Below are 18,465 nucleotides of genomic sequence, written 5' to 3'. Positions count from 1 at the left end.
CGGCACTACGACTCAGCCGATCTCGATGACCACCGCTCCCCCGCCGGGATTCACACCATCGACAACGCTCGACGGGATGCGGAACACCCGCCCGGGTGCGGCCGGCCACGGCAGTCGCTTGCGGCCGACCACCGTCCCGTCCTGTCGCGCCGTCACGGTCGGGAAGCGGATGAACTCGTCGGTCCAGGCGAGCAGCCGGTGCCGGGCCGGCGCGGGATCACCGGGCCGCAGCAGCGTGGGGGCGATCCAGCGCAGCGGCGCCTGGGCCTGAATGCTCACCCCAGCCGCGGGGGATGGCCGCCCGGACAGGTGGGCACGCACCTGGTCGGCGACGTGCCTGCCGTCGAGGGCGGCGATATCGGCGGTGTCCACGGGATGGCACAGGTTGCCGATGGCGAAGACACCCGGGCGGCTGGTGCGCAGTGCGGTATCCACGCTCGGCCCAAGGGTTTTCACGTCCACATCGATACCCGCTGCCCGCACCAGCTCGTGATCGGGAATCCAGTCGCCGGTCAGCACCACGGTGTCGCAGTCGACGAGGCGTCGCCGGCCGGTGTCCAGGTGCTCGATCTCGACGGCTTCCACCGTGGGCTTACCGAGGATGCGGGTCACCCTGGTGCGGGTCTCGACGCGGGTGCGCAGCAGCGGGGTGGCCGCGGTGAACACCCCGTACGCCTCGGGTGCCGGGTACTCACTGGTCATCATGACCGTGCGGCAGCCCGCGTGTTTGAGGGTCAGTGCCGCCGAGTAGCTGACCAGTTCGGCCCCGACCACGACGGCGCGCGTGCCGACCTTCCCGTGCTTGAGGTGCACGACGTTCTGCAGGTGCCCGGTGGTGTAGATGCCGGCGGCCCGGTCGCCTGGGATCAGCCTGGCCGGTCGGGGCCGTTCGCGGGCACCGGTGGCCAGGATGACCGCCCGCGCCGACACCAGTTCCCGGCCCTGCGGTGAGGTGACCTCCAGGGTGGTGTCACCGGCCCACCCGGTGACCATGGTGGTGGTGCGGATGGTGGCGGCGGCGGCCTGTGCCACCAGGCGACGAGCGTATGCGGGACCACTGATGAACGTTCTCATGTCGCGCATTCCGTAGCCCGGATGGTCACTGTGCCGCGGGATACCCCCTGCCTCGGACTCCCGTTCCAGCACAACCACATTCAGGTCCCTCGCCAGCGCCGCGGCGGCCGTGAGCCCGGCCGGACCGCCACCGACGATGGCGACGTCGTATTCGGTCATCGGTTGGCCTCCAGCAGTGTCTGCACCTCGGCGCCGCAGAAGAACGCCTGGCAGCGTCCGTTCATCACGCGGGTGCGCCGACGGAGGCCCTCCAGGGTGGTTGGCGGGATCACCGAATGACAGGCGTCCCGGATCTCCCCCTGCGTCACCCGTTCGCAGAAGCAGACGATGCGTCCGTATGCCGGGTCTTCGTCGATGAGGTCCTGCCGTTGGTACGGCCGCGGGAACGCCTCACCGAGATTCGGCATCCGCGGCGGCTCCGGCAGATCCTCTCGAGATGTCAACTGCAGTCCTGCTGAACGTAATTGATCGCGCGTGTACTCGGCCACGGCCATGCCCGAGGTCAAGCCGGTGGACCGGATGCCCCCGACCAGCAGGTAACGCTGCTCGAGGCTGGGTTCGATGAGGTAGTCGGGATGATCGATCGCCGCGCGCAGCCCCGCGTACGTGGCCGTCACCTCCTCCTGCAGCAGCCGCGGCATCAGCGTGCGGCCCTTTTCCAGCAGGAACTGCAGGCCCGCCTCGGAAGTGCCTGTGGCAGTGCGGTCATCGAGATCCTCCGAGGTCGGCCCCAGCATGACGTTGCCGTAGATGGTGGGGCTCACCAGCACACCCTTACCCCGTGACGTCGGCACCGGCAGCACGATCTTGTCCACCAACGGCCGGGCCAGCTTGTCGTAGACGATGAGCTCACCGCGGCGCGGAGTGACGGTGAAGCGCTGGTGCCCGAACATGTTGTCGATCTTGTCGGCGCCCAGCCCGGCGGCGTTGACCACCCACCGCGCCGAGACGTTGCCTGCACTGGTGCGCAGCGTGGTCTCGTCGGCGCCGATGTCCACCGACTGCACACGGTGACCGGTCAGCAGAGTCGCGCCCCGGTTCACGGCATCGGTGGCCAAGGCCAGGTTCACCGTCCAGGTGCAGATGATCGACTCGTCGGGCACTGTGAGCCCGCCCAGTGCGCCGGGCCCCAGATGCGGAACCTGTTGGTACACCGCGTTTGCGTCGATGATCGCGCAACGCCGGTATCCGTTGGCCTGCGCCTTGTCTTTGAGCGACGGCAACGTGTCGAGTTGCTCCTGATCCCAGGCCACCAGGAGGGCCCCGGTGTGTTCGATCGGGATACCGGTCTGTGCAGCGTATTCGGAGAGCAGCTGGTAGCCGCGGCTCACCATGGCCGATTCCAGGGTGCCGGGTTTGGCGTCGAAGCCGGTGTGCAGGATCGCGGTGTTGGCCTTGCTGGTGCCGTCACCCACGTCCTCGCGCGCTTCCAGCAGCGCCACCGACAGGTGGTGGCCGGCGAGCTCACGGGCGATGGCCGAGCCGACGATGCCGGCTCCGATGACGGCCACATCGAATGTCACGAAAAGGTCCTATCAGCTAGAGTTCGCCACTGCGAACGGAATTCATTGGCCCGCTCGGCATTCCAGATCGGCTCGTAGGTTGCCGACGGCGCCCAGTCGGGTATCACCTCGCGCAGCGGCCGGTCCGGTTGCCGGCTCAGTTTCGCCAGCGCCGCAGCACCGAGGGCAGTGGCGTGCGGCGACGGGTAGACGTCCACCGGCACTCCGGTGATGTCGGCGCAGGCTTGCATGAGCACGCGCGAGCGGGTGAGGCCGCCGTCGACCCGGAGGCGTGTCAGTGGGGTGGCGGTGTCGGCATTGATGGCGGTCACCAGTTCGGCGATCTGCGCGGCGATTCCCTGCAGCACCGCCAGCACCAGGTGCTCGCGACCGGTGGACAGCGTCATCCCCGACAGCACGGCCTTGGCCTGGGATTTCCACCACGGTGCGGCCAGACCGGCCAGCGCGGGCACACACAGCACACCTTCGGCATCCGCGGCCGCGATGCGGTCCATCTCGTCGGCGCCACCGATGATGCCCAGCGATATCAGCCATTTCACCGCTGAGGCTGCGGTGTAAACCTGGCCGTCGACGCAGAAGGTGTCCCGACCACCGATCCGCCAGGCCACCGACGAGGTCAGCCCCGCCGCCGACCGCACCCCGGTATCGCCGGTATTGGTCAACAGGAACGCCCCGGTTCCCAAGGTGCATTTGGCCGTGCCGGGTTCCAGGCAGGCCTCGGCGAGCAGCGCGGCCTGCTGGTCCACCACCACTCCCCCCACCGGCGCCTCATCGCCGAATGCCGATGTGCTGCCGATGATCTCATCGTTACCGACGATCGCGGGCAGTTGCTCGTGGGCGAGTCCGAAGAGTGCCAGCAGCTCTGCACTCCAGCCCTGGCCACCGAGTTCGGTCACCAGGGAACGGCTGGCGGTGGTGGCGTCGGTGACGAACGCGCCGGTGAGCTGGTGCAGCAGCCACGTGTCCGTCGTCGTCACGACGCCGTCGGTGGTGACGTTCTGCCGCAGCCAGGCCATCTTCGGTGCCGAGAAATACGGGTCGAGCACCAGGCCGGTGCGTCTGGCCAGCTCGTCGCGATGACCTTCGACTGCCGCACAGATGTTTTCGGCGCGGCGGTCCTGCCACACGATCGCGGGGCTGCGCGGCTTGCCGTTGCGGCGATCCCAGGCCAGCACGGTTTCGCCTTGGTTGGCCAGTGACACCGCCTCGATGGGCCGGCCCGCTTGGGCCACGGCAGCGCGGCCGGCGCCGAGCACGGACTCCAGCAGTTCGCCGGGATCCTGCTCGACACCGCCGCCGTCGAGATACACCGGATGCACGGGTATCTCGGCCAACCCGACCACCGCGCCGGCCTCGTCGACCACGATGGCCTTCGTTCCCGAGGTGCCCTGGTCGATCGCGAGGACAGTCACCGGTTCACCGCGTCTGGGCCTTGCTGTCGAGTTCAGCATCGATGGAGTGCATATCGGGCATCTTGAGCCCGTCCTTGCCGCGGGTGATCAGCAGGTAGCCGAGGTAGCAGGCTCCGATGGCCACCATCACCATCAGATACAGCCATGGATCGCGGAACGACGCGTCGCGGAACAGAGACAGCGCGAACACCAACCAGACGACCGCGACGACGATGATCGGCATCTCCCAGCGACCCAGGCTGAAGCCGGCGCTGGGCGGCAGTTTGCGCCGGGTGGCGATGTAGAGCGTGACGGTGATGGCGTAGATGATGGCCGGGAGCAGGGTGGCCGCACCGAACAGCTTGAACAGGGCGTCGGTGCTGGTGGAGAACAGCCCGAGGATGACGGCCGAGATGGTGGTCAGTGCGATGGTGGCGTTCAGCGGGGTCTTGGTGCGGCCGTTGACCTTGCCCAGCACCTGCCAGCCGGGGAAGCGCTGGTCGCGCGACATCGCCCAGACCAGTCGCACACCGGACAGCAGGATCACCAGTCCGCAGGCGAAGATCGCGATGGCGACCAGGACCAGCAGTGCGGTGCCGACGAACGTACCGAGGATCTCGCGGATGACGTCGGCGATGGGGGTGCCGGACTCGGCGAGTGCCACCGGGTCGTCGACAGCCGCGGTCACCACCAGCAGGAACAGGAAGCCGAGCACTCCGGAGGCCAGGACGGCTTGCCACATCGCCCGGGGCACCACGATTTCCGGCCGTTTGGTTTCTTCGGCGAGGTTGGCCGCGGATTCGAAACCGACGATGGTGAACGCACCCAGCAGGAAGCCGAGCATCCACGGCCCCGCGGCGGTGGCCGTGCCGAAGTCCCAGTAGCCCTCGGCGGGAACGGCTCCCGTCGAGAACAGGTTGCCGACCGACAGTTTGTGCGCGGCGACTCCGACGATGAACAGCAGGACCACCAGCGCCACCATGCCGACGAGCTCGGCGGTGACGGCGAAGTTGTTGACCCGCTCGGTCCATTTCATCGACAAGCCGACCAGCAGCGCCTGCAGCAGCAGAACACCCGCGGTGATGAGGAAGGCGGTGGCCGGGGTGCCCTCGAAGTCGAAGAGTGCGGGCACCACGGTGGAGGCGACGGTGTAGTCGACGGCGACCACCACGATGGCCAGGAAGGTGAACGAGATCCACCCGGTGATCCAACCGAGGATCGGGTTGGCCAGCCGGGACACCCATTGGTAGGCGTAGCCGGTGACGGGGATGCGCGCGGCCAGTGAACCCAGCAGCAGGGCCACTGCCAGCTGCCCGACGATGACGATGGGCCAGGTCCAGATGCCCATGGGGCCGGAGCTGTTGAGCACACTGCCGTAGGTGGTGAAGATGCCGGTGGCGATGGAGACGAACGCGAACGCCACGGCGAACGAGGCGAATCGCCCCGTCGAACGTTCGAGGTCCTGGGTGTAGCCGAATTCGGATACAGAACTTCTGGAAGAATCTGCCATTGGATCGGGCTTTCTGACTGGATTTGACTGTTTGGTCGAGCTGGTTCGGTCCCGCGGGCGGCGCTGCAACGCCGCCCGCACCCGTCTCACGGGCGTGCTGACAGCACCGCACCTCCCGTCTCGTCGAAGGCAGCGGCAACGTCCGCGTCGGTGTTGGCATCGGTGATCAGGCCGGTCACCGCACTCAGCGGGCACACCCGGTAGGGCGCCACCTGCCCGATCTTCGAGGAGTCGGCCAGGATGTAGCTGCGCGCACTGTTGGCGATGATGGTCCGGCGCACGTCGATCTCGTCGAGATGGAAGTCGGTGAGCCCGGCCTCGGCGTGCACGCCGCCGGAGCCGAGCAGCGCGATATCGGCATAGATGTCGGCGAAGAATTCTCTGGCGTGAGCGCTCGAACAGGCCAGATCGCCGGGTCGCACCCGCCCACCCGCGAGCAGGACCTCCACACTCGGCCGGTCGGCGAGTTCCACTGCGACGGGCAGGGACGGGGTGACGACCGTGCCGACGAAGCCGCGGGGAATGGCCTGCGCGACGGCCACCGCAGTGGTGCCGATGTCGATGACCACCGTCTGGCCGTTCTCCAGCAGCCCCGCCGCAACCCGTGCGAGCTGGGCTTTGGCCTGATGGCGGATCATCGATCGTTCGGAGTAGGACGGCTCGATGACACGACGGCTCTCCACCGGCGCGGCGCCGCCGTGGACGCGACGCAGCGCACCCTTCTCCTCGAGGAGCGCCAAGTCGCGGCGGATGGTCTCGGCAGAAACGCCCAGCCTGCGGACCAGTTCGTCGGTGCTGACGGCCTGAGCCGCGCTGACCGCCTCGACGATGGCCTCATGCCGTTCCACGGGCAGCACGTCAGGCGCCCAACTGTGTGGATTTCTGACCGTGCATGACTGTCAGTGTGGAGTGCTGTGCGTCACCCGTCAACTGGAAGCGCGAGATTCCCGCGCTGGTCCTCGCCTACCTGGTCACGAATTCCAGGGCGTCAGGAGTTTCGGTGAGACGACGCAGGCCGGCTGCCTCCACCACGAAGTTGTCCTCGACCTTCAGCACCGTCTCGACGCCGTCGACCGTCACCGTCACCTCCGGTTCGAGTGCAATCACCTCACCCTGCCTGAGGATGACGTCGTCATCCATCAGGCCTGCGGTGAACAACGTGGGCAGTTCGCAGATCCGCAAGCCCACGCCGTGCCCGATCGCGTACGGGGTGCCCCGAAGTCCCTGGCTGCGCAGGTAACGATTGGCTTCGGCCAGGAGCACTGATGCACGGACACCCGGTTTCGCCAGGGACTGCACCAGTTCGTGCGCATGACACAGATGTTCGTACGCCGTGCGGATCTCGCGCCGCGGCTCACCCACGAAGCCGGTGCGGGCGGCATCGGAGGCATACCCGCCGACGCCGTAACAGCCGATGTCGAAGAAGAAGGGGTCTCCTTCGTGGAAGCGCCGGCCCGCGGCGAACCAATCACCGCTGCCGTTTCGGAGGTTGCACACCGAGTGCGTCACGAACTCCACGCCCGCTGACTGCTGGAATGCCATGGCCGCCGCCAGCACATCGTGATCCGTTCCGCCGACGTGCGCCGCCGCCAGTGCTGCTTCCATAGCCCCGGTATTGACCCGCGACGCTGCCTCGAGCAGGAGCAGCTCGACCGGCAGCTTGTCCCGCCGAAGCCGGTGCAGCGCCGTTGACATCGGACGAAATGCCAGCTGCGGTAATGATTCTCGCAGCCCGTCCAGCAGCCCAGGGTCCACCGCATCGACGCCGACCGCCCCGTGCGCGCCGCGCGCGGCGAGAACCGCCGCGACGATGCGCACCCACGTCTGCGGGTTCGCCGAGGCCGCCGCCCAGGACGGCACCGGGTGCGCCCGCACGATCCACGGCTGCGCCGGGTACGGCTGCGAGATCACCTCGTCGATATACGGCAGGAACACCTCCGCCGAGCCGTCGGAGCCAACCAGGACAGCGAACCATTCGGACTCGTTGGTCAGGTGTGCGCGGAAATCGCTGGCGTACCGAATGTGGTCGGGACCCGTGAGCAGAAGCGTATCCACCGCCTCCTCGCGCATGACCGCCGCGACCCTGTCGAAACGGGCCCGGTGCAGCTCCGCCGCGTCATACTCCGGCCACCGGTAGAGGTCGTGTGTCATGCCTGCCGCTCCGATCCATTGGTTGTCGTAGAAGGACTTTCGGACGGGACCGTCCCCCGGCCGATCGGTGAGCACCGGAACACCACCACGCCCAGGACACCGATTCCGGCGGTGGCGATCAGCGGTGCGAAGTTCACGATCCACAACTCTGCCGCCTCCCGGGGCCAGAGCACGTTGACGATCTCCAGGGCCAGCCACACCAGCGCCACCCACGCGACCGCAAGCCCGAAGCGGCCGAGGAACAGTGGTTCCTCAGGGCGCCAGCTCCCTCGGATCCGCGCGATGGCGAGCCCGAGAACGGGGAAGGTGAACGCGGCGTAGAACCCGACCGTGGTGAACGCCACCAACAGTGTGCTGATGTGCCCGTTCTGCAGTGGCACGAACATCAGGACCGACACCACCCCTGTCACCAGGATGGCGTTGACCGGCAACCTGCCGCGACCGGAGAGCCGTTTCAGCCAGGTGGCGAAGGGTAGTTCATTCTCGCGCGCGTTGGCCCAGACGAGCCGGGATGCCGCAGCTTGGATACCGACCAGGCTGGCCAGGAAGGCGACAGCGAACAGCACCAGGATGCCCTGCACCGCGGCGGGGGGCAGGTGCGCGGCCAACACCGTGATGATCGGATCACCGTCGGACGTCGCGAGCAGCGCGTCGACATCCGGGATGGCCAGGATGATCGCGAAGCTGGTCAGCAGGATCACCAACCCGACACCGAGCAAGGAGAACACAATGGCCAGCGGCACAGCGCGTTTCGGATTCTTGACCTCTTCGGCGATGCTGCTGGCACTCTCGAAGCCCAGGAACGACCAGCCGGCCAGCGCCACCGTGAGCACGAACGGCGTCATCATGAACGGGGTGCCCGGCTCGGCGGCCAGTCCTTCGAAGAGCACCCCCGGGGTCTGTTGCCGCCCGGCGATCAGCAGGTACACGGCGACTCCCACCGATCCGATGACCTCGGCCGCGATGCAGGCAGTGGCAACGACTTTGACGACAGTGCGGCCGGCTGCATTGACTGCCGTGGTGACCAGCAGCAACACGACGGCGATGACGGTGAGTGCGAGCGGCGACCCGGCATCGACTCCCAGCAGGATCGCGATGAACACCGCGCCGCTGTAGGACACCGAGCTCAGGGCGATCAGTAGCGCCCAGGTGTACGCCCAACCCGCGAACCAGCCGTACTTCATCCCCACCAGCCGCCGTGACCACTGGTAGACACCACCGGCCAGCGGCCACCGAGACGCGAGAACACCCAGCGCGACCGCGACCGTCAGCTGTCCCAGGAGCGTCACCACCCACCCCCACCAGAACCCGGGTCCGATCGACTGGAGCCCGAGCCCGAAGATGCCGTACATCGCGACGATCGGTGAGATGAAGACAAACGCGAGTGAGAATGCCGACCAGAGCGTGAACTCACGTTTCATCTCACCGGTCGCGTCGTCGTCGGTGGGCGGCGCTTCGCCCGGTGCGTCAGTTGTCATCTCTCTCCTCGTTGGTTGCCTGAGTCGTTGCGGCGCAGGGTTTCACGGCCCCCGAGCCAGCTGGCGGTCACGGTCGCCGAGATCAGTTCGGCTGCCGTGGGCTGGTCCGACATGCCGGAGACCACGGCGAGATCGGCCCGGAATCCCGCGGCGAGGCGGCCTCGATCGTGGTCTGCGAACTGCGTGTAGGCCGAGCCTTCGGTGGCCGCCCGCACGGCGACAGCCAGATCGAGTTGTTCGGCGGGCAACCATCCGCTCGCGTCGTCGCCGTGCTCGTGCCGCGACATCGCCACCCCGATCGCCTTGAGCGGACTCGGCGTGGTGATCGGGTAGTCGCTCGATGACGCGATCCGGACTCCGTGATCGGCCAGCGTGCGAAACGGATACTGCCGTTGCACCCGCGCCGGGTCGAGCCTGGTGTTGGTCAGGTGCTTCACCACCGAATCCAGCTTGGCCCAATAGGGTTGGATCGCCACGGTGACGTCGTGAGCCCGCAGCGCGTCGATCTCGGGTTGGTCGACCAGTTGTGCGTGCGCGATGACGGGGCGCCGTGCCCTGGGCCCGTTTCTGTGCGCGGCACGCGCGATCGCCGAGACCGCACTTTCCACGGCGGCATCGCCGATCGCGTGGATGTGTAACTGGAAGCCCGCTCGGTCGAAGGCAGCCGCGGCCTCGCTCAGTTCCGGCGCCTGCCACGCCGGGAGGCCACAACACGAGGTAGCGCGATACGGCTCCTTGACGTGCGCAGTGCCCCCTTCGATGATTCCGTCGGCGAAGAACTTCACTGTGTTGGCACGCAGCAGTTCCTCACCGGCGGCGGCAATCTCACTGCGAGCGGCCGCGAACCGGTCGACCTGTTCGCGCCACGTCTCGGGATCGGCACGGAACGCCAGGTTGAGCCGGACCGGGAGGCCTCGCCGGGCAGCCATCAGATAGCTGGGAACGTCGTCGACCTCCACCCAGGCGTCCTGGGCCGACGTCACCCCCACCGCGCGGAGTTCCTGCAATCCACGCATCAGCGCTTCGGCGGCCTCCTCGACGCTCGGTCGCGGCAGAGCCCGCAGCACCGGCAGGAAAGCCCCCCACTCCCGTAACGTCCCCGACGGCCGGCCGTCGGAGTCACGCTCGATCACACCGTCGACGGGCGGTGGCGTGCCTTGGGTGATCCCTGCGGCGCTCAGGGCAGCGGAGTTGCACCACACCGTGTGGATATCGCTGGACCGAAGCGCGACGGGCCGGTGGGGCACCACGGCATCGAGGTCGGAGGCCAGGTAGTTGCCGCTGCGGTCGATGCTGAGATCGAATCCCTCTCCGACGATCCAGGGCAGCTCGGGGTGCTCTCGAGCGAAATCAGCGACCGCGGCGACGGCTTCTTGCACCGTCCGCGCGTGACGCAGCGGCACTCCGGCGAGTTCGAGGCCCCCGATCAGGGGATGCGCATGCGCATCGACGAACCCCGGAAAGACGGCCGCCCCCGCGAGATCGACGACGTTCACGTCGCCCTGGTCTCGCGCCGTGGTGAAGGCAACGCTTTCGATGACGCCGTCCTCGATGGTGAGGCTGCCCGGGACCAATCGGTCGCCGTTCCACAGTCGTCCACCGACCAGAACCTGCCGCTCGCCCACCTGAACTCCGTCGCCGATCTCGCGCTGCACCGAGCAGCTTCCTAACGTGATTAGGGAAAGCTAGCAGAGTTAGGGAAAGCTAGCAGTGTTAGGAAATGGATTGGCTGTTTCACCGTGGTGCTAGCGTGAAAGTCCGCTGGACAGACGTGGAAGGACGCCGATGGCCGCGCCGAAGAAGGTTCGGGCGCATCTGACGGAGGATCGCATCGTCGATACCGCGTTGGACATCATGCGAGACGACCCCCGGGGCACGTTCACTCTCGGCAAGCTGGCCCAACGGCTCGGCGTCCAGACCCCCTCCATCTACAGCCACGTCCCGAGCAAGCAGCACATCATCGAGCGGGTGCGCTCCCGAGTGGTTTCACTGATCGATTGCAGTGCCTTCGACACCGAACCGTGGGATGTCGCACTGGCCGAATGGGCCCGTTCTTATGCCGCCGCGTTCGTCCGGCATCCCGAAACCATCCCGCTGCTGGCCACCAGCCCGGTGCAGGCCCCGGAACTCGTGTCCCAGTACGAGGTGGTGGCGAAGGCACTGCTGGCAGCCGGCTGGCCGCGACCCGAGATCATCCCGATGTTCACCGTCGTGGAGAGCTTTGTGCTGGGTTCGGTACTGGACCTGATCGCACCGGTGGAGATGGTCCAGCCCGCCGAGGGGGACTATCCCGTGCTGCAGTCGTTGCTCGGCCGCGACTCCTTCGACGAGGCCCGAGCCCGCCGGACCTTCGAACTCGGCCTCGAGACCCTGATGACAGGATTCCGCACCCGCCTCGAAGGCCTCCGAAGCGATCAGCGGGCGGGTGTCAGCGACGGTGCGTGATCGCGGTGACCTCGTGAGCACCGTGCCCGGCGGCGATCGCGCGGTCGACATGCCGAGCGAAGGCACCGAGCGCAGCGGCGTCCAGCCCCGCGGCCTCCGACGCCGCGAAGAGGTGCCGCAGCGAATTGGCGATCGACGTCAACGATGAGGTGGCCTGCTCGTGCCGGTCATCGGCGATGCGTTCGGCGGCATCGGTGAAGATCGCCGGCAGGATGCCCACGATGCCCAGCGCAGGTGGCAGGAAATCCTTGGGTTCGATGCCCGCGTGTTGTGCGAGTTCGACCGCGTGCAGGAAGCCGGCCGTGGCCGTCCAGAACAGGTCCAGCAGCGCCATGTCGTATCCGGCGGCCAGCGCAACGCTGCCGCCGAGCCAGGTGGTGGCACCCAGGGCGTCGAACACCAATCGGTTCCCGTCATACAGGTCGCGGTCACCGGCCAACAGGATGCTCGCACCGGGACTGCCGATGGTGTCGATGGGCGTCATGATCGCGCCGTCGAGATAGCGACCACCGAGCGCTGTTACCAATCTGCTTGTGCGGTACGCCTTTTCAGGAGTGTCGGACGCCAGCCCGACGATCACCCGTCCGGCGACGGCGCTCCCGGCGTCGCCGATGATGGTGTCGACCACCGTGTTGTCGACGACGTTGATCAATGTCAGATCGGAGGCCGCGACCGCCGCCGCGGGCGTCTCGGCCCATGTCGCGCCACGTTGCAGGACGTTGCTCGCCCGTTCGGCGGTACGGTTCCACACCGTCACCCCGTGGTCGTTGTCCAGCAGTGCCGTCGTCAACGCCTGACCCATCGGCCCCAGCCCGATCACCGTGACGTTCATGCGCGGATGCTCTCGATCACGCGGGCGAAGCCGTCCTTGCCGTGGCCGGCCTCGATCTGGCGGTGGATGAATCCCTGCACCACGTCCACCAGTTCGGTACTGACGCCCTGCGAACGCGTTGCGTCGAGAATGTCGGTCAGATCGGAGAACTCGAGGCTCTGCTGGCCGGGCCGGCCGTAGTCACGGGTGTCGATCACGTCGGCGTACTCACCGAGCGAACCCGCCATCGCCTGCAGCCACGGCGTCGCCCGGCGGGCGAACTCGCCCGCAGGCACCCCCGCCGCCCCCACCATCGCCGCGCCGTGGAAGAACCCCGCGAACATCACGTACATCCCGGCCAGCAGCGCCAGGTCGTAGAGCGACGCCATCCCGGCGTCGTCGCCGAAATATTCTGCAGAACCCCAGGATTCGAGCAGACTGCGATGCTCGTCGAACACGGCGTTCGACCCGCTGTAGAGCACCGAGGCCGCAGGTGAACCGATCATCGCCGGGACCGCCATGATGCCGCCGTCCAGGTAGTCGACGCCGTGGGTGGACGCCCAGCGTCCGAGCTCACGGGCTCCGTCGGGTGAGGTGGTGGTCAGGTTGATCAGCGCCTTGCCGCTCAGGGTGCCCGCCACCGGGTCCAGGACGTCGTGCACCGAGGCGGCGTCGAAGAGACAGGCGATCACCAGGTGCGCTGCGGCCACCGCCTCGGCGGGGCTGCCGGCCGCATTCTCGAACGGTGCCGCCCGATCCGGGGTGCGGTTCCAGACGGTGACCCGATGCCCGGCGGCGACGGCGGTGCGAGCCAGGGCCGAACCCATCTCACCGAGACCCAGAAAAGCGATGTCAGTCATGGTTTCATCGTGTTGGGACGCAGTGATTTCGACAAGTACCCACTAAATAGTGGGGTACTTACTTGCACGGAACTATTAACGCTGACGAGGGGCGACATGACGACGCTTGGCCAGTTCACCTGTGAACTCGACGCCGCGATGGCGGTGGTGGGCGGAAAGTGGAAGCCGCTGATCCTGTGGGAGCTCAAAGACGGGCCGGTGCGGTTCAACACGTTGCACCGCAACCTCGTCGGCATCTCGCAGAAGATGCTCACCCAGCACCTCAAGGAGCTGCAGGCGCACGGCGTCGTGCACCGCGAGAGCTACCACGAGGTGCCGCCCCGGGTGGAGTACTCGATGACCCCCGCGGGCGAGGAACTGCTGGCCGCCCTCGACCCCCTGGGCGCGTGGGCGGCCAAGCACATCGACCTGGTGTGCCGGGCGGTGTCCTGACCACCTCCCCTCCCCAACCAACCGTACGGTAGGTTCACGATCGTGGATGCCCCCGACGCGCTGGCCCCGTGGATGTCCGACCGCGGACTCGGTGACGGCCCGCTGGAGAACGTCACCGCGATCACCGGCGGAACGCAGAACGTCATGCTGCGGTTCGAGCGCTCCGGCCGGCCCTATATGTTCCGCCGCGGGCCGCTGCATCTGCGGCCGGTCAGCAACAAGGTGATCCTGCGCGAGACGAAGGTGCTACAGGCCCTGGCCGGCACCGACGTCCCGCATCCGCGGCTGATCGCCGTGTGCGAGGACACCGACGTGCTCGGTGATGCGGTGTTCTATCTGATGGAGCCGATCGAGGGCTTCAACGCCGGCGCCGAACTGCCCGACCTGCATGCCGGTGATGCGCAGATGCGCCACCAGATGGGCCTGTCGATGGCCGACGCGCTGGCCAAGCTCGGTGCCGTCGACCATGAACAGGTGGGGCTGTCCGATTTCGGGAAGCCCGACGGATTCCTGGAGCGCCAAGTGCCGCGCTGGCTCTCCGAACTGGAGTCCTACAGCAATTTCGACCACTACGCAGGCCCCGAGATCCCCGGCGTCGGCGAGGTTTCGGGCTGGCTGCAGGAGCACCAGCCCAAGCAGTGGCAACCGGGCATCATGCACGGCGACTACCACGCGGCCAATGTCATGTTCTCCCGCACCGGCCCCGAGGTGGTGGCCATCGTGGACTGGGAGATGTGCACCATCGGCGACCCACTGCTGGACCTCGGATGGATGATGGCCACCTGGCACCTGCCCGGGGAGAACGAGGTGCTGGACCACGCGCTGATGAAGGCCGGCGGCCTGGCCACCCCGGCGGAGATCGTCGAACGCTACGGCCGCAACACCACCCGCGACCTCTCCGACATCAACTGGTACGCCGCGATGGCGTGTTTCAAGCTGGGCATCATCCTCGAAGGCACCCACGCGCGTGCCTGTGCGGGCTTGGCGCCCAAGGACATCGGCGATCTGCTGCACACCGCGACACTGCGATTGTTCGACCGTGCCCACACGTTCATGGATGGAGCCCTGTGATCGACTTCGAGATTCCCGACGACCTCGCCGCGCTGCGCGACGAGATCCGCGCCTTCGTCGTCGACAAGATCGTGCCGTACGAGACCGACCCGCGCGTCACCCGCCACGGTCCCAACGAGGATCTCCGTACCGAGCTGGTCGGACTGGCACGAGAGGCCGGCCTGTTGACATTCCAGGCGCCCCGCGCATTGGGCGGGCGAGAGCCCTCGCACGTCGAGCAGGCGGTGCTGTTCGAAGCGGCCGGCTGGTCAACGCTGGGCCCGATCGCACTGAACTGTGCTGCCCCGGACGAGGGCAACATGTTCCTGCTGTCGAAGATCGCGAATCCGGCGCAGACCGAGCAGTTCCTGGTTCCGGTGGTCGACGGCCGGCAGCGGTCGGTGTTCGCCATGACCGAACCCGAGGGTGCCGGATCCGATCCGAATCAGCTGGCCACCGAGGCCGTGTTCGACGGCACCGATTACGTGATCAACGGCCGCAAGTGGCTGATCACCGGGGCCAGCGGCGCCCGCACGTGGATCATCATGGCGCGGGTGGCGCCCAATTCGTTTGGCGCAGAAGGGCCCACGCTGTTCCTGTGCGAGGGTGACACCCCGGGCATCGAGATCGAACGCATCATGGACACGATGGACCGCAACTACGTCGAAGGCCACGGCGTGGTGGTGTTCAACGACCTGCGGCTGCCGGCTTCGGCCGTGCTGGGTGAGGTCGGCGACGCGTTCCGGTATGCCCAGCTGCGGCTGGCCCCGGCCCGGCTGACGCACTGCATGCGCTGGCTCGGCGCGGCCTCACGCGCGCACTCCATCGCCGTCGAACATGCCCGCACCCGAACGGCTTTCGGCAAACCACTGGGTGATCACCAAGGCGTCGGGTTCATGATCGCCGACAACGAGATCGCCCTACAGCAATGCCGATTGGCGATCTGGTGGGCCTGCTGGACCCTCGACCAGGGCGCCAAGGGCCGCCACGAGTCGTCGATGGTGAAGTCCCTTGTCTCCGAAGAGCTGTTCAAGGTGGCCGACCGGTGCGTCCAGATCCTGGGCGGCATCGGCATTTCCGACGAGACACCGGTCGGCGCCATCTTCTCCGACATTCGCGCCTTCCGGCTCTACGACGGGCCGACCGAAGTGCACAAGTATGCAATCGCCCGCCAGGCCTTGAGGAGCCCGCGATGACCGTGCTGGATTCGTTCCGACTCGACGGCAAGGTCGTCATCGTCACCGGCGCCTCGTCGGGGCTCGGCGTGGCGTTCGCGCAGGCGTTCGCCGAGGCCGGTGCCGACGTGGCCCTGGGCGCTCGCCGCGTGGAAAGACTGGCTGACACAGCCGCTTTGGTGGAGACGGCCGGGCACCGGGCGTTGGCCGTCGGTACCGATGTGGCCGATCCCGACGCGTGCCAGGCCCTCGTCGACGCGACGGTGGCCGAGTTCGGCCGTGTCGACGTGTTGATCAACAACGCCGGAGTCGGCACTGCCGTACCCGCCACCCGCGAGAGCCCCGACGAATTCCGCAGGGTCGTCGACATCAACCTGCACGGTTCCTACTGGATGGCGCAGGCCTGCGGGCGCGTGATGCAGCCGGGCAGCTCGGTGATCAACATCGCCAGCATCCTCGGCATCACCACCGCCGGGTTGCCGCAGGCGGCGTACGCCTCCTCGAAAGCCGCCGTCATCGGCCTGACCCGCGATCTGGCGCAGCAATGGGGTTCCCGCAAGGGAATTCGCGTCAACGCGCTGGCCCCCGGTTTCTTCAAGACCGAGATGACCGACGAGTACAAGCCGGGTTACCTCGACACCCAGATGCCCAGGGTGGTCCTGGGCCGCACCGGCGAGCCCGCCGAACTCGCCGCCACCGCGGTGTGGCTGGCCTCGCCCGCCGGTGGTTATGTCACGGGGCAGACCATCACCGTCGACGGCGGATTGACCATCAACTAGGTCGGTCGCCGAGGCGGCGACGGCGGAGCCGGGGAGAGCGGGCCGAGCTACACAGGCCTAGGTCGGTCGCCGAGGCCGCGCTCGACGAACCGGACCACCTCGGCGGTCAGGTCGGCGGCCGCAACGTGCCGGGCAGACGAGAACGCCAGCATCGCGGTTCCCCGCAACTGGCCGATGATCGCCAGCGCCGCGTTGTCCGGGTGCACGTCGCCGCGGATGGACCCGTCTGCCACGCCGTCGCGGATGTGCTGGGCCAGTACACCCTGAAACCACGCGTCACGTTCGGCGAACAGCGGCGCCAACGACGGCTCGGTCCCGGCAGATTCGGCCCAGAGCTGTAAGAACGCCTCCGAGCGGGGTGTTCGCTCCCGCATTCCGCCCAGGTACGCCCGAACGAACTGCAGTAACCGCTCCAGCCCGGTGGGGGCGTCGCTGGGCGCGTCGAACTGGGCCACGTGTTCGATGAGCGCTTCCAGCAGACCGACTTTCGTGCCGAAGTGGTGGTTGACGATGCCGCGGCTGTACCCGGCTGCCTCGCCTACGGCCGCCAGCGACACCGCGCGCGTTCCCTGCGCCGCGACCAGAGCCGTCGCGGCGTCGAGCACCCGCTGCCGGGTGGTGGCGCGGCGTTGCGCCTGGGTGCGCCGGCCCTGACTTTCCATGGCGGACATATTTCCACCTCCCGGTGCCGGAGCCCGCCTGCTACAGTTGCGTGTCATACAGCAAGTAAGTGAGTGAGGAAGAACATGACATCCCTGGAACCAACACTGCTGCAGCGCTTCGTCGACGAGGATCCCGACGGCCCAGTGGTGATGCTCAATCTCCTGCGCTTCGTCCCCGGTGGCGCCGAGACCTACATGCAGTACATCGAACAGTTCAACAGCACCGGCGTCAGTGAGCGATACGGCGTCACCATCGTCTACGCCGGCGCCGGCGGTGTCCCGCTGGCCACCGTGGACGGGCCCGACTGGGACATGGTGGCCCTGGTGAGCTACCCGAGCCGGAAGCACTTCGTCGAGATGGTCAACGATCCCGACTATCAGCGCTTCGAGCACCTGCGTGCCGAAGCCGTGGCCGCCACCGTTCTGCAGCCGACCCGACCCGCGCTGTGACCGAGTTGAATCTCATTGCAGGGTGAGCCAATTCAACCGCGCCTCCCGCGCGGCACCCTCGGCATCGCCCTGCTCGGCCAGATCGGCGATGCGCGCATGCTGGTCCACGGACGCCCGGCCGACCAGCGACGAGAATCGCACCCGCTCCATCCGACGCAGCAGCGGGGTGTACTGATCGAGCACCGCCCGCACAGCGGAGTTGGCATAGAGATCAATGGCCACGCCGTGGAACACGTCGTCGGCGGCGATGGCCCCGTCGACGTCCTCGGCACGCAGCGCCAGCGCGAACCGTTCGTTGGCCAGTCGCATGGCGGCGATGTGCTCGGCCGACATGGCCGGCACGGCTTCGCGGACCGCCAGTTCATGCATGGCCGCGGCCACCGCCTGGGCCTCTTTCATGCTCCGCACATCCAGCGGACTGACCATGGTGAACCGCCCGGGCCGGGTCTGCACCAGACCGGCGGCCTCGAGCCGGGCCAGCGCCTCGCGGATCGGCGTCCGACTCACCCCGAGCCAGGCACTGAGCTCGGAATCGACGAGCCTCTCCTCCGGCTGCAGTGTTCCGTCCACGATGGCCGCCCGGATGGCGGTGAAGGCGTCGTCGCGCAGGAGCTGGCGTTTGGGGGCTGCTGTCTGGGGCACCGGCATGCAACATGGTGAACCCGCTGCCTGCG

The 18,465-nt window shown here is 67.6% G+C and carries 18 protein-coding genes; 6 read left to right on the top strand and 12 right to left on the bottom strand.

What is annotated here, in order from left to right:
• Positions 1-12: 12 nt before the first annotated feature.
• The 8 genes from AC3A6P_RS14625 to AC3A6P_RS14590 all read right to left on the bottom strand — a co-directional run bounded on the left by AC3A6P_RS14625 (position 13) and on the right by AC3A6P_RS14590 (position 10,782).
• Positions 13-1,233, bottom strand: a complete 1,221-nt coding sequence (locus tag AC3A6P_RS14625) for an NAD(P)/FAD-dependent oxidoreductase (RefSeq protein WP_487692302.1) — start codon at positions 1,231-1,233, stop codon at positions 13-15.
• A complete protein-coding gene (locus AC3A6P_RS14620; protein WP_487692301.1) occupies positions 1,230-2,597 on the bottom strand; it encodes an NAD(P)/FAD-dependent oxidoreductase in 1,368 nt (455 codons plus the stop codon). Before AC3A6P_RS14620 ends, AC3A6P_RS14625 begins: the two co-directional genes overlap by 4 nt.
• A complete protein-coding gene (locus tag AC3A6P_RS14615) occupies positions 2,594-4,009 on the bottom strand; it encodes an FGGY family carbohydrate kinase (RefSeq protein ID WP_487692300.1) in 1,416 nt (471 codons plus the stop codon). The genes AC3A6P_RS14620 and AC3A6P_RS14615 overlap by 4 nt, the downstream gene beginning before the upstream one ends.
• Positions 4,010-4,013: 4 nt before the next feature.
• Entirely contained in the window at positions 4,014-5,498 is a 1,485-nt protein-coding gene (locus tag AC3A6P_RS14610; RefSeq protein WP_487692299.1) for an amino acid permease, read from the bottom strand.
• Positions 5,499-5,584: 86 nt separating this feature from the next.
• Positions 5,585-6,346: a DeoR/GlpR family DNA-binding transcription regulator gene (locus AC3A6P_RS14605; RefSeq protein WP_487692298.1), complete on the bottom strand. Its 762-nt coding sequence runs from the start codon at positions 6,344-6,346 to the stop codon at positions 5,585-5,587.
• 115 nt (positions 6,347-6,461) lie between these two features.
• Entirely contained in the window at positions 6,462-7,649 is a 1,188-nt protein-coding gene (locus AC3A6P_RS14600; RefSeq protein WP_487692297.1) for a M24 family metallopeptidase, read from the bottom strand.
• Positions 7,646-9,127: an amino acid permease gene (locus AC3A6P_RS14595; RefSeq protein ID WP_487692296.1), complete on the bottom strand. Its 1,482-nt coding sequence runs from the start codon at positions 9,125-9,127 to the stop codon at positions 7,646-7,648. Before AC3A6P_RS14595 ends, AC3A6P_RS14600 begins: the two co-directional genes overlap by 4 nt.
• Positions 9,124-10,782 carry an amidohydrolase gene (locus AC3A6P_RS14590; RefSeq protein WP_487692294.1) on the bottom strand — a complete coding sequence of 553 codons (1,659 nt, stop codon included), beginning with the start codon at positions 10,780-10,782 and terminating at the stop codon, positions 9,124-9,126. The genes AC3A6P_RS14595 and AC3A6P_RS14590 overlap by 4 nt, the downstream gene beginning before the upstream one ends.
• Before the next feature lie 130 nt (positions 10,783-10,912).
• On the opposite strand from AC3A6P_RS14590, the gene AC3A6P_RS14585 reads away from it, so the two are divergent.
• Positions 10,913-11,572 (top strand): TetR/AcrR family transcriptional regulator, encoded by a 660-nt coding sequence (locus AC3A6P_RS14585; protein WP_487692293.1) that lies wholly within the window; start codon positions 10,913-10,915, stop codon positions 11,570-11,572.
• Here AC3A6P_RS14585 and AC3A6P_RS14580 read toward each other — a convergent pair.
• Positions 11,556-12,404: an NAD(P)-dependent oxidoreductase gene (locus AC3A6P_RS14580; protein ID WP_487692292.1), complete on the bottom strand. Its 849-nt coding sequence runs from the start codon at positions 12,402-12,404 to the stop codon at positions 11,556-11,558. The genes AC3A6P_RS14585 and AC3A6P_RS14580 overlap by 17 nt on opposite strands.
• Complete coding sequence (locus AC3A6P_RS14575) at positions 12,401-13,243, bottom strand: NAD(P)-dependent oxidoreductase (RefSeq protein ID WP_487692291.1); 843 nt, start codon at positions 13,241-13,243, stop codon at positions 12,401-12,403. The genes AC3A6P_RS14580 and AC3A6P_RS14575 overlap by 4 nt, the downstream gene beginning before the upstream one ends.
• Positions 13,244-13,339: 96 nt before the next feature.
• Here AC3A6P_RS14575 and AC3A6P_RS14570 point away from each other — a divergent pair, with 96 nt between their 5' ends.
• The 4 genes from AC3A6P_RS14570 (at position 13,340) to AC3A6P_RS14555 (ending at position 16,679) form a co-directional block, all read left to right on the top strand.
• On the top strand, positions 13,340-13,675 hold the full coding sequence (locus AC3A6P_RS14570) for a winged helix-turn-helix transcriptional regulator (RefSeq protein ID WP_487692290.1): 336 nt from the start codon (positions 13,340-13,342) through the stop codon (positions 13,673-13,675).
• A gap of 72 nt (positions 13,676-13,747) precedes the next feature.
• Positions 13,748-14,746, top strand: a complete 999-nt coding sequence (locus tag AC3A6P_RS14565) for a phosphotransferase family protein (protein ID WP_487692355.1) — start codon at positions 13,748-13,750, stop codon at positions 14,744-14,746.
• Positions 14,743-15,921 carry an acyl-CoA dehydrogenase family protein gene (locus tag AC3A6P_RS14560; RefSeq protein ID WP_487692289.1) on the top strand — a complete coding sequence of 393 codons (1,179 nt, stop codon included), beginning with the start codon at positions 14,743-14,745 and terminating at the stop codon, positions 15,919-15,921. Before AC3A6P_RS14565 ends, AC3A6P_RS14560 begins: the two co-directional genes overlap by 4 nt.
• On the top strand, positions 15,918-16,679 hold the full coding sequence (locus tag AC3A6P_RS14555) for an SDR family NAD(P)-dependent oxidoreductase (RefSeq protein ID WP_487692288.1): 762 nt from the start codon (positions 15,918-15,920) through the stop codon (positions 16,677-16,679). Before AC3A6P_RS14560 ends, AC3A6P_RS14555 begins: the two co-directional genes overlap by 4 nt.
• 47 nt (positions 16,680-16,726) lie before the next feature.
• On the opposite strand, the gene AC3A6P_RS14550 is transcribed toward AC3A6P_RS14555, so the two are convergent.
• The gene (locus tag AC3A6P_RS14550; protein ID WP_487692287.1) at positions 16,727-17,350 is read right to left on the bottom strand and encodes a TetR/AcrR family transcriptional regulator; all 624 of its coding nucleotides are present in this window, start codon (positions 17,348-17,350) and stop codon (positions 16,727-16,729) included.
• 75 nt (positions 17,351-17,425) lie between these two features.
• Here AC3A6P_RS14550 and AC3A6P_RS14545 point away from each other — a divergent pair, with 75 nt between their 5' ends.
• Complete coding sequence (locus AC3A6P_RS14545) at positions 17,426-17,791, top strand: DUF1330 domain-containing protein (RefSeq protein ID WP_487692286.1); 366 nt, start codon at positions 17,426-17,428, stop codon at positions 17,789-17,791.
• Between the two features lie 12 nt (positions 17,792-17,803).
• On the opposite strand, the gene AC3A6P_RS14540 is transcribed toward AC3A6P_RS14545, so the two are convergent.
• Positions 17,804-18,439: a GntR family transcriptional regulator gene (locus AC3A6P_RS14540; protein ID WP_487692285.1), complete on the bottom strand. Its 636-nt coding sequence runs from the start codon at positions 18,437-18,439 to the stop codon at positions 17,804-17,806.
• Positions 18,440-18,465 lie beyond the last annotated feature (26 nt).

It is taken from the genome of Mycobacterium sp. Soil_C_30 (genome assembly GCF_057656995.1).
Note: the sequence above shows the minus strand (reverse complement) of the source record. Positions and strands in the feature narration are given on the sequence as shown.